We start from the raw sequence: 15528 nt of genomic DNA, 5'->3' as shown, positions 1-15528 counted from the left end.
AAATTTATAAAACTATCGGCAAGCTTTGTATATAATTGGGCAAGGTTTGCTAAGGATATTACAAATAATATGACTCTTGATAGTAGCAAGTATCCATTATTGGCATTAGTTGATCAGCCTCAACAGCTAAGGCAGTTACCTCAGCACAAGCTGAATGACTTTAGTGCAGAGCTGAGAGGCTATTTATTAGACTCTGTGTCGCAGAGCAGTGGCCACTTAGCGTCAGGTTTAGGTACCGTTGAACTCACCGTCGCACTCCACTACGTATATAATACCCCAGTTGATAGACTCGTTTGGGATGTAGGCCATCAAGCCTATCCACATAAAATCTTAACTGGCCGTAAAGAACAGATGCATACCATTCGCCAAAAAGATGGCTTGCACCCTTTCCCGTACCGCGAAGAAAGCGAATTTGATACTTTCAGTGTTGGCCATTCTAGTACATCGATCTCGGCAGCACTTGCTATGGCTATCGCGGCTGAAAAAGAAGGGAAAAACCGCAAAACCGTAGCAGTGATTGGCGATGGCGCAATGACCGCAGGTATGGCTTTTGAAGCGATGAACCACGCTGGTGATGTTAAATCAGATATGCTGGTTATCTTGAATGACAACGAAATGTCTATTTCAGAGAACGTTGGTGCATTGAACAACCACTTCGCTCGTATTTTATCCGGCAGTTTTTACACTAATATCCGTGAAGGCGGTAAAAAACTGCTGTCAGGCGTCCCACCGGTTAAAGAGCTTGCCAGTAAAATGGAAGAGCACTTAAAAGGCATGGTGATCCCAGGCACCTTCTTCGAAGAGCTTGGCTTTAACTACATCGGTCCCATCGATGGCCACGATGTCGATATGTTGGTAGATACGCTGAGAAATATGCGCAACCTAAAAGGTCCGCAACTGCTGCACGTCAAAACTCAAAAAGGTAAAGGTTACCAACCGGCTGAAGCAGATCCGATCGGCTATCACGGTGTACCAAAGTTTGATCCTAGTATTCACAAACTACCAAAAAGTAAGCCGAGTGCGCCAACATTCTCAAAAGTGTTTGGTGATTGGCTATGTGATATGGCAGAGCAAGACCCTAAGTTAATGGCCATCACCCCAGCAATGCGTGAAGGCTCTGGTATGGTACGCTTTTCTAAAGAGCATCCAAGTCAGTACTTTGATGTTGCCATCGCAGAGCAACATGCAGTCACATTAGGAGCTGGTTTTGCATGCGAAGGGCTCAATCCAGTAGTAGCTATCTACTCAAGCTTCCTGCAACGTGCTTACGACCAAGTTATTCATGACGTGGCAATTCAGGATCTGCCCGTGCTATTTGCAATAGATAGAGCTGGCATCGTTGGTGCTGATGGAGAAACTCACCAAGGTGCTTACGATTTAAGCTTTATGCGATGTATCCCTAACTTGGTGATCATGGCTCCGAGTGACCTCAATGAGTGTCGACAAATGCTCTACACTGGACATTTACTCGATAAACCCGCTGCTGTGCGCTATCCAAGAGGTTCAGCTGGTGACGTTGAGCCCAGCTCAGAGATGGTCCAATTACCAATAGGCAAGGCGAATACCGTTCGAGAGGGCCAGAAACTGGCTATCTTAAACTTTGGAACATTACTGGACAACGCCCGCAGTGTTGCGCAGCAATTGGATGCAACGCTGATTGATATGCGCTTTGTTAAGCCACTGGATGAATCTTTGTTGACCACCCTTGCGCAAACTCACACGCACTTTATCACCCTTGAAGACAATGCCATCGCGGGCGGTGCAGGTAGCGCAGTCAGTGAGTTTTTGGCACAGCAAAATATAGCGCGTCCGGTTAAACACTTGGGTATCCCTGATGAATTCATCAAACACGGTACACAAGACCAAATGCACAGCGAAATGGGCCTCGACAGTGAGGGGATCCTAGCAACTGCAACTAGCTGGATTGCCAGTTAATTAGATGTCGGGTGACTGCTGAAGCTGTCACCCTACTTTTACACCTTAACCCCTAACCACTCACTAGCAACAGTATTCTTTCGTAGTATCACAGCGCTGAAATAATCACACAATAAAACATACCAACCTCTATTAATGCCTAATTAACAACAATACACATCCAGCTTTATAACTTTGTTGTGTATTTTAGAGTTTTCCCCTTGTTCAATGATTACCTCACTACCTAAAAAGCTATGGCAGTGAAAAAATTGGTGAAAAATTAATATAATCATTAAAAAACAAATATAATCATGGTGATACATAAGTATCAAAACATAAAACGAGCATATTAAAAGCAACGAACATGCCGCAAGTATGAAATCAGTTAAATGAGACTGTGAATTTTACTACTCATTAAACAGCTTCTTAGGGGAAAATCAGCCCTCTATGAAACATTTCATATTGTTGCATGAACAATAGACAGTATTAATTTAATGTGATAAAAATTTGTGAAAATTACAGCTCATATACGAAGTTAGTACTTTGTAAGCCATGGTTTAGTTTCGTAATTGCGCCGATGATATTTGAGCATGCTGGATAGCTCTGTGCGCTAAATTGGTTAAACAGCTAGAGAACAACTTTTAGATTGTTACCAAGTGAGTACCGATTAGAGCCAATCACACTTGTCATACATGGTTGTCTTTTAAATATTGTAACTGAGTAACGGAATAGGTGTTAAAAGGAAGAGGAAATGGTGGATTTTTTTGCAAGATATATCACAGGCGATGACCTAAGAGCACTGCGTAAGAAAAAAGGGGTAACAACAGCAATCATGGCAAAACATCTTGGTGTTTGTCGTAAAACCTACGAAAATTGGGAAAGAGATGTAGGGCAGCCAAAGTTAAATCAATTTTTTGCCATTTGTGCATTTTGCTCTATTGACCTCAGCGAGTTAATTACGAAAATAAGAAGCCACCAAAGTTCTTAACTGCTTATGCTGCTATTTATAATTCTGGTAATAGGTTCTGTGATAGATGCTTTAGAACCTATTTCAGGACTAGGGTAGTATCCTTATTTTAGCGTCGAGGCCATCAATTGTTTTAACCGTCTTTTCATTTGCTCTAGTCCCCCATCCAGAATGGTTATAGCTTATACACTATTTATATTGATAAAGTTTCATGTTTATCAAATAACTGAAAAATAAAACCTTATCATCGGCTCAAAAAGCAACCTCAAAATCACGCTTGCATTTAAATTCATATTTTTATCAATATAAATTTCGATACAACATGATAAGGAAAGTTGCTATGTTCAAGCACTCAATTTCAAGCATATTTTATTTGCTGTATATTACCCTCTTCAGCGGTAATGCAGTTGCAGTAAACTACTCAGTCGGTGTAACTTATTTTACCGCAACTGATTACAGCCGAACGGAAAAGTTAACACCAAATAATGCAGACTATCGCGATATACTGATCAAGATTTGGTATCCAACAACGACGCCTGATTCAAAAAATACTAGCTACCTACACTATCACACCGATCAATTCCCTTATTCAACTGCTAGGCCCTCCAATTTTGACCGACAGTTACACCAGTATCTAAAAACATTGCCGTTTGAATTATATAAAAATGCACCTCTTGCCAACCGCTCAAGCCCCTTTCCTATTGTAATGTACTCGCACGGATATCAATCTACTGTGGAAGACAAAGAAATATTAATGATAGAGCTAGCTCAAAAGGGCTTCATTGTGGTCAGCGTAGGTCACCCTCATCACGCCCAATTTGTCACCCAAAGCCACAATCGCAGTGCCACATATGACCCTGATGCACGTGCGAATGACTTCTATATTAGTGAACTAGCAGATGTTAACTTTGATGAGCTGGTTGCTGAGTTAGACTCTTTGGCCGGAATTGAACTCAGTGATGAACAAGTTGCGCGCGTATATCAATTGATGAGCTGGACCGAGGGCGATCGAAAAGCACTCAGTACTTGGGTTGCTGATATGCACTTTGCACTCGATCAAATGACTCGCCTACAGTATGGACAGTATTGGGGGATGCATTATCTGGGTGAGCACCTACAGACCTTTAAAGGTAAACTTGATCTTTCCCGTTTAGCAGCAGTTGGACTCTCATTTGGTGGCCCAACAGTTGCCGCCTTTTGCGAGCAAGTATATCAATGTAAAGCAGCCATCAATTTTGACGGGCTTCATTTTAATTTATCGCCTACCGTACCCTCTACAAAGCCATATTTAATGATGCATTCGGAACTACCGCTAAGTGCAGATCACAGTGTCGTATTTAAGCAACAAATCGCAGACACCTACATGATGCAAATTGACGGCGCGCTGCACTGGGACTTTTCTGACTACCCTTATGTTTTTCCGCAAGATAGAAACCAAGCATATCTGGGAAGTATTGACCCTTACCTAGTCACTGACATCGTAAATTCAACCAGTTTGAAATTTATCGATTTATACCTAAATAATACAGGTACGCACACCGAGCTTATCCAGCACTTAGAAAGCTTCCCAGAAATTCAATATCAATCCAAACAAGGTCAATAATATCTAGTAAAAGCAGACAAAACCTTGATAACCCGTTATTCGACTCTCTTTAATACCGCTGACACTCAAGGTTTTGGCACATATCAAGTCTCTCGTTCTGATGCCCTTCTTCTGTCGAAGCTGGGCAACTCTGTGCGTTTTTACCTGCTATTTTTTGGCTTTTTGACTGTTCCAGACAATACTTAGATCCAATTATACAGCCATATAAAGGCCTGCTCATGCCACACCAATCGAAAGACATGGAAGAAATGCTGTTTTTTAGTCAAATGCTTAACGAGTGCTCTCCACTGGAGTTGTTAAAACAAATCCTAATGCACTCTCATCACGCGATAGTGATCACTGACGCAGATCCAAGTGCAGGTTATCGGATCATTTATGCAAACCCTGTATTTTGTCGCCATACCGGATACGAGTTGGCCGAGCTGGTCGGAACATCCCCTCGAATACTACAAGGACCAAAAAGTAATCGACGGGTAATAGATAAACTCACTCCCGCACTGCAAGAAAAAGGCTTTTTTTATGGCGCCTCTATTAATTACCGCAAAGATGGCAGCATGTATCCTGTGGAGTGGAATATTTCTGAAATTAAAAATGAACAGGGTGACGTCACTCACTACATCTCAATGCAAAAGGATTTAAGCAACTTCCACCGCCTAGCGAAGCAAGTTAAGAAAAGTAATGAGAGCTTTAAAGATTTTTACCTTTCAACCACTAAAAAAGACAAAGAGGCGCAGAGCAAAGACGTCTTAGAATCATTGAAAGACAACCAAAAAATTTATGCTGGTGGGCTGAGAACTGACGAAAATGCAGACTTATTTGAAGATGCCTTTTTCGACTTTTCCCCAGATGAAATGGGGGCTTTGGGACACAAGGTAGACAAAGGCTTACTCAGTGCGGACGATTTTTGGCGCGAAAACCCCATCGATGATGAAGACGTTTCTTCACTGGTCGAATCTATTCAAGAAGTGGATGTTGAGCTTGGATTATTGCAATCCCAAGGAAAAAGCAAAGAACGCCTAGAGCACATTGCCAACGGGTTTAAGGAAGTCGCTAACAACCTGTACTTTTGCGTTGAATTTAACGATGGCGCGTTGATCATAGATGAAGTTGCCAATGTATTAATGGTACTTCCAATAGACTATGACTTTCCGATTGAAATGTTGGTTACCTTCAACAAAGAAGTTTACGAGTGGTTGGACGGAGCCGTAATTAGCAAAAATACTAGCAATATCTTCGAAGGTGAAAACAATACCATCGCAGCTGGAAACCAACTGTTATTGTTTCTCAAATAAGTAGTTTGGCCGAACAGCTGTGTTCGGCCAAAAATAGGCTTTACTGATCGTTTTTGTGATGCATTCTGGCGAGGAATTTACGTTTTCTTTTCGCAATTTTGTCGCGCTGCTCCTCTGTGAGAATATGATGGATAGCATGCTTCGCTTCCAGCATAGTCAGCATAAATGCCTGTTTTTTTGGTGAGTGTGTTTCTAGTAACAATTGAGCTTGTGCTTTATCAAAAGTTTCAGCTTCGATGATTGACTTGAATGCTTGCCGCGGTTTCTCTGGGTAAGACTCTTTTAAATCTTCTAGCTGCGCTTTATAAGTAGTAAAAACTGTCTTTAATTTTGTTTGCTGCTCTTGGGTCAATGCAAGATGACGTATGGCTTTTTCCGACAATAGTCGCTTTTCTAAATGTGCAAACGGCTTCATATGGTGATGTTTTGCTTTAAGCTCATGACTGTTTGCGTCACCTGCTAAAGCACTCAGTGGGATCATACCCACACTCATACAACTGGCTAGTAATAGGCTGGCTAATTTATTCATCAAAGTATCTCCGGTTGATTGCTGGTAAGCGATAAGTCGCTCTTACTCCTTTTAATTGAGAGCGTCCTGTTTAACGACAGGGTTTACTTTAGCAAGCCAAAAGAAAAGCAACGTCAAGCCTACGTAAAGTTTTGTCAAAAGTAATTAACAAGACTTCTCACCCCAGTTATTTTCCTTAAAAATGTGCAAACAATATTAAACCTGACAAATTACCGTCACGATGGGTAAAGAAGTGTAAATTCAATTCGAAGCCTTTTATAGTTAAGTAAAATGAATACTCCAACAATAGGTTAATGAGATTTATGAGTACTTCTGTCCTGATCATCGATGATGACCAATCACTATGTGAGCTACTTTGTGAATATTTAGAGGGAGAGCAATTCACTGTTGAGTGCAAATATGATGGGGAACAGGGTCTACAAAGTGCGTTGACGAATGAATATGCGGTAATATTGTTGGACGTCATGATGCCAAAAAAAGATGGCTTCGAGGTGCTCAAAGCGCTGAGAGCACAAAAGATGACGCCAGTGATAATGTTGACCGCAAAAGGCGATGATTTTGACCGTATCTTTGGCCTTGAACTAGGTGCCGATGACTATATACCTAAGCCCTTCAATCACAGAGAATTACTCGCTAGGATCAAAGCCATCACTCGCCGCGTCGCGCATCTCACACAAAACAATTCACATCTCCAACTAGAGGTCCATGGCCTAGTATTAGATATGGCTTCAAGAACAGTGTGTTTAAACGGCCATCCCATTTCGCTTACTGGAACCGAGTACGAAGTATTGTACCAATTGATGAAAGCGGCCGGAGAGGTAGTCAGCAAACAAACTCTATGTCAAAGTGTGCTCGGCCGCCCACTGGTTGCATACGATCGCTCTGTCGACATGCACGTCAGTAATGTACGTAAAAAACTGGCTCAACACAGCAGTCATACATTTATTAAGACCTTGCGTGGTTCTGGGTATATTTTTTTAACGGCTTAACATGAAAAAGTTTTTAGCAATTAAAGTATTTTTTTGGTTCTGGCTGACAGTGCTGTGCACAATTTTGCTGCTGATCAGCATTAGTTTGTTGCAGCCTGATATGCTGGCAACAAAAGATATTTCGCCACCAATGCTAAAAAACTTATTCCACCTTAAAAAGTCACTTAAGCGACATATTGAGCGAGCGCCAGAGCAATCTATTGAATATGTGATCTCCAATCGACGCCATGCGAGGCGTGCCAAAGTTTACTTAAAACACCGCGAAGCAGAGAAGAGCCTTGTCAGTACACAAACCTTGTATGAGTATGACTTAGCACTTTTAAATTTTGCGATCGATGGTGAACCCAAGGTCATCAATACTGAGAAGTTTCGCGCATATGGCCCACTTAAAATTCAACTCCGTGGTGATGAATTCCAGCTTTTTATGGTGTTAGACAATCGTGAAGGTGACCTATTTTTAAAAGTTCGACTAATGCCGCAATGGTTAAAACTCTTGGTATTGTTACTTGCAAGTATGTTACTCAGTTATTGGTTTGCCAGAGGACTACTCAAACCTATCCGACAATTACAATTGGCCGCAGCTAAACTTGCTCATGGAAAACTTGATGCACGTGCTAACGTAGATAGCCGTCGCCAAGATGAGTTGGGGCAATTGGGAAAGGACTTTGACACCATGGCGTCACAGCTTGAATCCCAAGTACTCAGCCAAAAGCGTCTACTCGCAGATATTTCACATGAACTGCGCTCTCCGCTGACCCGCTTGCAAATGGCAACAGGTATTGCTGCAGGCAAAGCGAGCGGCGATCTAGACTGTTACCTACAGCGAATAGAAAAAGAGTCTCAACTATTAGAGCATATGTTAAGTGATATTTTGCAACTCTCTAAACTAGAATCGGGGAACAATCATTTTGAACCTCACCCTATCTCTCTTTTTGATTTGCTAACACCCATCATTAACGATGCCGAGTTTGAAAGCCAACAACTCAACAAGCTATTGAACACAAATGAGTTGCCAGAAGCAGTCGTACATGGCGATGCCATTTTGCTCAACCGGGCGATAGAGAACATTATTCGCAACGCATTAAAATACGCAACCTCACAAGTAAGTATTATCTGCCATATTCAAGATCGAGATTTGGTGATTCAGGTCTGTGATGATGGTCCGGGTGTCAGTGACGAAATGCTAGATAAGTTGTGTATCCCTTTTTATCGGGCCTCTCAATCGAGAACGCCTGATAGCAGTAAAATGGGTGGTTTTGGGCTGGGCTTGGCAATTGCACAACATGCGATAAAAGTGCATCATGGTCATATTGAGTTTAAAAATCAGCAAGGTCTTAGTGTGACCTTAACAATTCCATTGCAGCAACCCTAATGTTTTATAGTCACAGTACTTCACTTATCGACAATCAATCAGCCATTGAACAACATTGGCAATCATGCACCAAAGGCAATTTAACAACCCCATTTGGCGAGATTTTTTATTTGCGTCATATTCCTGAACACGCAAAATATACTTTACTGTTGGTAAACGGTCGTATCGAAAGTGCCTACAAATATAAAGAGTTGCTGTGGGAGCTTGGCAACAATAATATTGGCGTCGTCACTTTTGACCACCCAGGCCAAGGGTTCTCGTCCCGATTACTCGCGAATCGACAGATAGGCCATATAGATCATTTTAAACAATACCGTGAAGTGCTCGAGCAAATCATTTCTGAACAAGTGCTCCCCTATACCAACAATTGGCTATTTTTGGCCCACTCCATGGGCGGCGCTATTGTGCGAAATTATCTTGCACATACGCCAAACACAGTCGCCAAAGGCGCATTTTTATCTGCGCCAATGTTTGCAATCAATACATCCCCCTATCCGATGTGGTTTGCAAAATGGGTGGCCAATGCGGCGTGTAAACTGGGTCAGTCTCACCAGTATGCTATTGGCCAACAGCCATATCAGCCAAAGCCTTTCACTGACAATGAACTCACAGGCTGCAGCATACGGTATCAGCAATTTAGAGCACTGTATGATACCCACGATGTATTGCAATTGGGGGGCGTGAGCTTTGGTTGGCTGTATGCCGCACTGTCAGAAACAGCAAACACGCACAAGCAACAAATATCAATCCCAATTAGCATCGCCAGCGCAGAGCATGACAGCATTGTAGATAGTGATGCACATAGGTATTTTGCTGCGCAGCAAGAGCAATGTTTCGTAAAAACTTATCCAGGTAAACATGAACTTTTGTGCGAAATAGACACGATCCGTCAGGCTGTTTTAGCCCAATGTTATGAGTTTGCCGAGTCAGTTACACTCAACGAAACTGGGTCTTGATGCACCAATACGTCTATTTCGCCCACACTGCTAGCTTGGATCCGAGCAACAATTTCGTCAGCGATTTGATGCGCTTCCATTAACGGCATATCGTCATCTAATTCAAGATGGAGCTGTACAAACTTTACTTTACCACTTTGTCGCGTTCTTAAATTATGAACGCCGTATACCGCCGCGTGGGAGTTGGCGATGGCAATGATGTCTGCCTTTTCACTTTCAGGGAGCTCTTTATCCATAAGGTGGTCAGCACTCTCACGCGCAATCCCCCAGCAGTTAAACAATAAATATATTGCAACGCCAATTGCAAATACAGGATCAGCCCAGCCGATGTGATAATGGCTGAGCATCATGGCGATCAACACCGCAATATTGAGAAGAATATCCCCTTTGTAATGCATTGAGTCTGCTTTAATGGCGAGTGATTGTGTCCGTTTGACCACTTGATGCTGAACAACAACCACCAGCAAAGTACACACAATTGCAAACACACTTACCCATACACCCAGCAAGCTTTGATTGATCTCAACAGGGTTAAAAAGACGTTCTACCCCATGAAAAGCAAGCAGACATGCTGAGCCGGAAATAAATGCCGCCTGACCAAGCCCGGCCAGTGCCTCGGCTTTGCCGTGGCCAAATCTATGATCGTCATCCGCAGGACGAAGCGCATAGCTTAAAACAAAAAAACTCATCAGTGATGCCGTCACATCCAACATTGAGTCTGTCAAAGAGCCCAACATGGCTGCGCTTCCTGAAGACAACCACGCCCAAGCTTTCGCAGCAATCATTACGCCAGCCATTACAATGGTAAAAATACTGGAAAAACGTACTAATGCGTCATAGTTTTGCGCCACACTTCCCCCTTAATAACGCAGAAGACCACCTTCTCATCATACGATAATTTAATCGTTAGATAGAAACTTTGCATCAAAAAAAACATTGATTTACCTATATTTAGTGCCCCACTTTGGTAAATGGCAACCACACTGCATAAATACAGCCTATGCTATATAATTGATGGCCTCCAAAATTTAACACTACATACAAGTGGCTTTATTTCCTAGTTGCTCAACGCCCAATAAGCTATACTGCGCTCAAATTGAGTTAGAGGTTAATCATGTTAGACATCGTTTTATATCAACCTGAGATCCCACCAAATACAGGTAATATCATTCGTTTATGTGCCAATACAGGCTACTCATTGCATTTAATTGAGCCGCTGGGATTTGACTGGGACGACAAACGAGTAAGACGCGCAGGACTGGATTACCATGAATTCAGTGAAGTAAAACGCTACCCGTCGTACGAAGCTTATTTAGAGCAACGCAAACCAAAACGTGTTTTCGCCTGCACGACAAAAGGTAAAGCATACCACCACGCACCAAAATACCAAGCTGGCGATACCTTACTATTCGGTCCTGAAACAAGAGGATTGCCTGAGGAAATTATCTTTTCGCTGCCTGAAGAACAAAGACTCAGAATTCCAATGAAGCCAGATAGCCGCAGTATGAACTTATCCAATGCTGTATCTGTTTTTGTCTATGAATCTTGGCGACAATTCGACTTCGACGGCGCCGTGTAACCTAACACGCAGAGACTGATCAGTGTTTAACATACACAAACACCAAGGATCGAAAAAGCCGCTTAAAAGCGGCTTTTTACTCTAGAATATGCGCTAGATAGGAAGTGTTATAGCTGATCTTCTAGGTCTGCAAGGCCTTTATCTTCGCCTTCTTCATCTTTAATTGTCGCTTGAAGTAGCAACATTTCGCGTAACTTGCCTTCGATCTCGTCAGCAATCGCTACATTTTCTTTTAAGAACTTAATTGAGTTAGCTTTACCTTGGCCAATCTTGTTGCCATTGTAGCTAAACCAAGCGCCTGCTTTGTCAACTAACTTGTGCTTCACACCAAGGTCAATTAACTCACCTTGCTTCGAAGAACCTTCACCATACATGATGATAAATTCAGCTTGCTTAAATGGCGGAGCAACTTTGTTCTTCACAACTTTAACACGCGTTTCGTTACCAACAACCTCATCGCCTTCCTTCACAGAACCGATACGACGGATATCTAAACGTACTGATGCATAGAATTTCAGTGCGTTACCACCAGTGGTTGTTTCAGGGTTACCAAACATCACACCAATTTTCATACGGATTTGGTTGATGAAGATACAAAGTGTGTTTGAACGCTTAATGTTACCCGTTAACTTACGCAGTGCTTGTGACATCAAACGCGCTTGAAGACCTACGTGAGAGTCACCCATATCGCCTTCAATTTCTGCTTTTGGTGTTAGTGCCGCTACCGAGTCAACGACAACAACATCTACTGCACCTGAACGTACTAACATGTCGCAAATTTCTAGTGCTTGCTCACCAGTATCTGGCTGAGATACCAGTAACTCGTCAACATTAACACCTAGCTTTTCAGCGTAAACAGGGTCAAGAGCGTGCTCAGCATCAACGAACGCACAGGTTTTACCCATTTTTTGCGCTTGTGCAATAGTTTGTAATGTTAAGGTTGTTTTACCTGATGATTCAGGACCATAAATCTCTACGATACGACCAGTTGGCAGACCACCGATACCCAAAGCAATATCCAGTCCCAACGAACCAGTCGATACTGACTCGATGTCTAAAGCTTGGCTATCACCCAGCTTCATAATTGATCCTTTACCAAATTGACGCTCAATTTGCGACAATGCAGCATCTAATGCTTTTTGTTTGTTATCGTTCATCTGTTTCTCCAATCTAGCGTAATGCGAACAAGTATACTGTATAGAATTACAGTATCAAGAGCCTTTTACTGTTTTATTAAAGAAATTATTTTTTCTAAAATAAATTCAATAGCTTGAAATCTAACTTCCGCTCTTGCCCCTGGAAAAACTTGCAAATATGTGTGGCTATGTCCCTGTATATCCACCGCAAACCATACAGTACCCACAGGCTTTTGTTCACTCCCACCGCTTGGTCCCGCAATACCCGATACCGATATTGCAATATCGGCGTTACCCGCTACTCTCGCACCTGCCGCCATTTCTATTACTGTCTGCTCGCTTACAGCGCCATAATCAGCAAGCGTTTGCTCTGATACACCCAATAATTCATGCTTAGCCTCATTGCTATAAGTTACAAAGCAACGATCGATATAGGCTGAGCTTCCCGGCGTATCTGTGAGCGCATAACTAATTCCACCACCAGTACAAGATTCAGCGGTAGTGATCACGAAGCTTTTATTCGTTAGAATAGCGCCCAATTGTGCCGCAAGTGCGGCGATTTTAGTGTGTATTTCCATACAAAAAACCTTAGGTAGAAGCATGTCATTAGATCTTTATTCTGAACATACTATAAAGCAACAAACACCTATGATGCAGCAGTATCTTAGGATCAAAGCCCAACATCAAGAGATCCTGCTATTCTACCGTATGGGTGATTTCTACGAATTATTTTTTGATGATGCCGTTCGCGCGGCACAATTACTCGACATTTCGCAAACACACCGCGGCAAAGCGGGTGGAAACCCAATCCCTATGGCTGGTGTACCTTATCATGCGGTTGAAAACTATCTTGCACGACTCGTACAAATGGGTGAGTCTGTGGCCATTTGTGAGCAAGTCGGTGATCCAGCAACCAGCAAAGGACCTGTCGAACGTAAAGTCGTGCGCATTGTCACACCAGGTACAGTCACCGATGAAGCGCTGCTGCAAGAACGTCAAGACAACTTGCTTGCTGCCGTGTGGCAAGACAAAAGCAAATATGGTGTGGCCTACTTAGATATCAACTCCGGCCGCTTTAACATTGTCGAGCTGGCAACCGATGAAGCACTGATATCAACGTTGCAACGCTTGCAACCTGCCGAGCTTTTATACCCAGAATCATTCCAAAATCTCATTGTCCTTGAGCAGATCAAAGGTAGCCGCCGCCGCCCAGACTGGGAGTTTGATTTAGATACTGCAAGGCATTTGCTTTGCCAGCAATTCGAAACCAAAGATTTAATAGGGTTCGGTGTTGAAAATGCGACCGCGGGCTTAATTGCGGCTGGCTGTGTGATGCAATACGTCAAAGATACGCAGCGCACGGCACTGCCGCACATTAGGGCCATTACGCTAGAAAAAAATGAGCACGCCGTTATTCTCGACGCGGCGACACGAAAAAACCTAGAGCTGACTCTTAACTTATCAGGTTCTATCGACAATACGCTTGCTCAAGTACTTGATAAAACGGCAACCCCAATGGGCTCTCGATTGCTCAAACGCCGCATTCATACGCCGATCAGAGACAGACATGAGCTAAACGCTCGACTAAATGCTATTTCAAGCATCATTGATATGCATTTAGGCATGGAGCTGTATGATGCACTGCGCCAAATTGGTGATATTGAGCGTGTGGTAGCAAGACTTGCTCTTTGCAATGCAAGACCGAGAGACTTAACCCGTCTTCGCAGTGCCTTACAAGCGCTGCCACCACTTCATCAACTTCTCAACGAGAGTAATGACGAACGTATTCAGCAGATCAAGGCTCAATCCCCTGAGCTACCGCATTTACAGGATTTGTTAGAGCGTGCGATCATTGACAACCCACCAGTGTTAATTCGAGATGGCGGCGTCATAGCAACCGGATACAATGCCGAGTTAGACGAGTGGCGGGCGCTGAGCGAAGGTGCAACTGATGTCCTCGACCAACTTGAAGAGCGCGAGCGCGAACGCACCGGTATTAGCACATTGAAAATTGGCTATAACAAGGTACACGGCTTCTACATTGAGATTGGTAAGGCCAGCGCTCATCTTGCGCCGCCTGAGTATATCCGACGCCAAACTTTGAAAAATAATGAACGCTATATCATTCCTGAGTTAAAAGAGCATGAAGACAAAGTACTTGGTAGCCAATCAAAAGCACTGGCTCTAGAGAAACAATTATATGAACAATTGTTCGAGTTAATTGCACCTTATCTAGAGCAGTTGCAAACAATGGCCGCTGCACTAGCGGACTTGGACGTGCTTAATACATTAGCTGAGCGCGCACAGACACTTGACTATTGCAAACCTGAACTGACATCGGCTGATGGGATTGATATTCAAGCGGGCCGCCACCCAGTGGTGGAACACGTCAGCAATGAGCCGTTTATCGCAAACCCTGTTCACTTAAGTAAAGAAAGAAAGATGTTGTTGATCACGGGTCCAAATATGGGCGGTAAATCGACCTACATGCGCCAAACTGCACTGATAGTCTTAATGGCTCATATAGGCAGCTTTGTGCCTGCTAGCAGCGCTCAAATAGGCCAAGTTGACCGCATCTTTACACGCATTGGCGCCAGTGATGATCTAGCTTCTGGGCGCTCAACATTTATGGTCGAAATGACAGAAACTGCAACCATTCTAAATAACGCAACGCAGCAGTCTCTAGTATTGATGGATGAAATAGGCCGAGGTACTAGCACCTATGACGGCCTATCACTTGCGTACGCCACTGCGGATTATTTGGCAAATAGAATTTCAGCGAAAACCTTGTTCGCAACTCACTATTTTGAATTGACTGAACTAGCGGAGCAGCAGTCAGGATTAGTGAATGTTCACTTAGATGCGATCGAGCACAATGATACTATTGCATTTAAACATACTGTACTTGATGGCGCTGCGAGCAAAAGCTTTGGATTACAAGTAGCGAGCTTGGCTGGTGTGCCAAAAACAGTTATCAAACTTGCCAAGCAAAAGCTGGCTCTGCTCGAACAACATCAAAGTGTCGTAGACAGTACACCTGCCAATGTACCTCAGCAGCACAACCTTGTTTTGAGTCCAGAACCATCGGAAGTTGAACGCTTCCTCGAGTCAATCGATCCAGATGACCTTACGCCAAAGCAAGCCCATGCATTGCTTTATCAATTGAAAGACAAACTTTAAGAAAAAGGGCT

General features: G+C 43.1%; 13 protein-coding genes. 9 read left to right on the top strand and 4 right to left on the bottom strand.

The annotated features are described in order from the left end of the window. Positions 1-69 precede the first annotated feature (69 nt). The 4 genes from dxs (at position 70) to N483_RS04755 (ending at position 5776) form a co-directional block, all read left to right on the top strand. Positions 70-1935 (top strand): 1-deoxy-D-xylulose-5-phosphate synthase, encoded by a 1866-nt coding sequence (gene dxs, locus N483_RS04770; RefSeq protein ID WP_023398906.1) that lies wholly within the window; start codon positions 70-72, stop codon positions 1933-1935. 730 nt (positions 1936-2665) lie between these two features. Further along, complete coding sequence (locus N483_RS04765) at positions 2666-2902, top strand: helix-turn-helix transcriptional regulator (RefSeq protein ID WP_023398905.1); 237 nt, start codon at positions 2666-2668, stop codon at positions 2900-2902. Positions 2903-3221: 319 nt separating this feature from the next. After that, positions 3222-4484 (top strand): isoform II, encoded by a 1263-nt coding sequence (locus N483_RS04760; protein WP_023398904.1) that lies wholly within the window; start codon positions 3222-3224, stop codon positions 4482-4484. Positions 4485-4702: 218 nt separating this feature from the next. Then, positions 4703-5776, top strand: coding sequence for a PAS domain-containing protein (locus N483_RS04755; RefSeq protein WP_023398903.1), 1074 nt, complete (start codon positions 4703-4705; stop codon positions 5774-5776). A 40-nt stretch (positions 5777-5816) separates the two neighbouring features. Here N483_RS04755 and N483_RS04750 read toward each other — a convergent pair whose 3' ends face one another. After that, a complete protein-coding gene (locus tag N483_RS04750; RefSeq protein ID WP_023398902.1) occupies positions 5817-6305 on the bottom strand; it encodes a Spy/CpxP family protein refolding chaperone in 489 nt (162 codons plus the stop codon). Between the two features lie 302 nt (positions 6306-6607). Here N483_RS04750 and N483_RS04745 point away from each other — a divergent pair, with 302 nt between their 5' ends. Genes N483_RS04745 through N483_RS04735 form a run of 3 tightly spaced genes read left to right on the top strand, consistent with a single transcriptional unit; the run spans position 6608 to position 9622 of the window. Beyond that, the gene (locus tag N483_RS04745; protein ID WP_023398901.1) at positions 6608-7294 is read left to right on the top strand and encodes a response regulator; all 687 of its coding nucleotides are present in this window, start codon (positions 6608-6610) and stop codon (positions 7292-7294) included. Between the two features lies 1 nt (position 7295). Then, entirely contained in the window at positions 7296-8666 is a 1371-nt protein-coding gene (locus tag N483_RS04740; RefSeq protein WP_023398900.1) for an ATP-binding protein, read from the top strand. Next, complete coding sequence (locus N483_RS04735) at positions 8666-9622, top strand: alpha/beta fold hydrolase (RefSeq protein WP_023398899.1); 957 nt, start codon at positions 8666-8668, stop codon at positions 9620-9622. Before N483_RS04740 ends, N483_RS04735 begins: the two co-directional genes overlap by 1 nt. Here N483_RS04735 and N483_RS04730 read toward each other — a convergent pair. Then, positions 9577-10473: a cation diffusion facilitator family transporter gene (locus N483_RS04730; RefSeq protein WP_023398898.1), complete on the bottom strand. Its 897-nt coding sequence runs from the start codon at positions 10471-10473 to the stop codon at positions 9577-9579. The two genes, N483_RS04735 and N483_RS04730, sit on opposite strands and share 46 nt — an antisense overlap. Before the next feature lie 263 nt (positions 10474-10736). On the opposite strand from N483_RS04730, the gene trmL reads away from it, so the two are divergent. Next, positions 10737-11201, top strand: a complete 465-nt coding sequence (gene trmL, locus N483_RS04725; RefSeq protein WP_023398897.1) for a tRNA (uridine(34)/cytosine(34)/5-carboxymethylaminomethyluridine(34)-2'-O)-methyltransferase TrmL — start codon at positions 10737-10739, stop codon at positions 11199-11201. Between the two features lie 107 nt (positions 11202-11308). Here the strand turns inward: trmL and recA are convergent, their stop codons facing one another. Then, the gene (recA, locus tag N483_RS04720; RefSeq protein WP_023398896.1) at positions 11309-12358 is read right to left on the bottom strand and encodes a recombinase RecA; all 1050 of its coding nucleotides are present in this window, start codon (positions 12356-12358) and stop codon (positions 11309-11311) included. Positions 12359-12423: 65 nt separating this feature from the next. Continuing rightward, positions 12424-12915: a CinA family protein gene (locus N483_RS04715; RefSeq protein WP_023398895.1), complete on the bottom strand. Its 492-nt coding sequence runs from the start codon at positions 12913-12915 to the stop codon at positions 12424-12426. A 22-nt stretch (positions 12916-12937) separates the two neighbouring features. Here N483_RS04715 and mutS point away from each other — a divergent pair, with 22 nt between their 5' ends. Further along, on the top strand, positions 12938-15517 hold the full coding sequence (gene mutS / locus N483_RS04710; protein ID WP_023398894.1) for a DNA mismatch repair protein MutS: 2580 nt from the start codon (positions 12938-12940) through the stop codon (positions 15515-15517). Positions 15518-15528 lie beyond the last annotated feature (11 nt).

Origin of the sequence: Pseudoalteromonas luteoviolacea NCIMB 1944 (assembly GCF_001625565.1) — a bacterium.
Lineage (GTDB): Bacteria > Pseudomonadota > Gammaproteobacteria > Enterobacterales > Alteromonadaceae > Pseudoalteromonas > Pseudoalteromonas luteoviolacea_F.
Note: the sequence above shows the minus strand (reverse complement) of the source record. Positions and strands in the feature narration are given on the sequence as shown.

Excerpts from the sequence above, each read along its gene's own strand:
- dxs (WP_023398906.1), top strand. The coding sequence starts at position 70 with ATGACTCTTGATAGTAGCAAGTATCCATTATTGGCATTAGTTGATCAG.
- N483_RS04765 (WP_023398905.1), top strand. The coding sequence starts at position 2,666 with ATGGTGGATTTTTTTGCAAGATATATCACAGGCGATGACCTAAGAGCA.
- N483_RS04760 (WP_023398904.1), top strand. The coding sequence starts at position 3,222 with ATGTTCAAGCACTCAATTTCAAGCATATTTTATTTGCTGTATATTACC.
- N483_RS04755 (WP_023398903.1), top strand. The coding sequence starts at position 4,703 with ATGCCACACCAATCGAAAGACATGGAAGAAATGCTGTTTTTTAGTCAA.
- N483_RS04750 (WP_023398902.1), bottom strand. The coding sequence starts at position 6,305 with ATGAATAAATTAGCCAGCCTATTACTAGCCAGTTGTATGAGTGTGGGT.
- N483_RS04745 (WP_023398901.1), top strand. The coding sequence starts at position 6,608 with ATGAGTACTTCTGTCCTGATCATCGATGATGACCAATCACTATGTGAG.
- N483_RS04740 (WP_023398900.1), top strand. The coding sequence starts at position 7,296 with ATGAAAAAGTTTTTAGCAATTAAAGTATTTTTTTGGTTCTGGCTGACA.
- N483_RS04735 (WP_023398899.1), top strand. The coding sequence starts at position 8,666 with ATGTTTTATAGTCACAGTACTTCACTTATCGACAATCAATCAGCCATT.
- trmL (WP_023398897.1), top strand. The coding sequence starts at position 10,737 with ATGTTAGACATCGTTTTATATCAACCTGAGATCCCACCAAATACAGGT.
- recA (WP_023398896.1), bottom strand. The coding sequence starts at position 12,358 with ATGAACGATAACAAACAAAAAGCATTAGATGCTGCATTGTCGCAAATT.
- N483_RS04715 (WP_023398895.1), bottom strand. The coding sequence starts at position 12,915 with ATGGAAATACACACTAAAATCGCCGCACTTGCGGCACAATTGGGCGCT.
- mutS (WP_023398894.1), top strand. The coding sequence starts at position 12,938 with ATGTCATTAGATCTTTATTCTGAACATACTATAAAGCAACAAACACCT.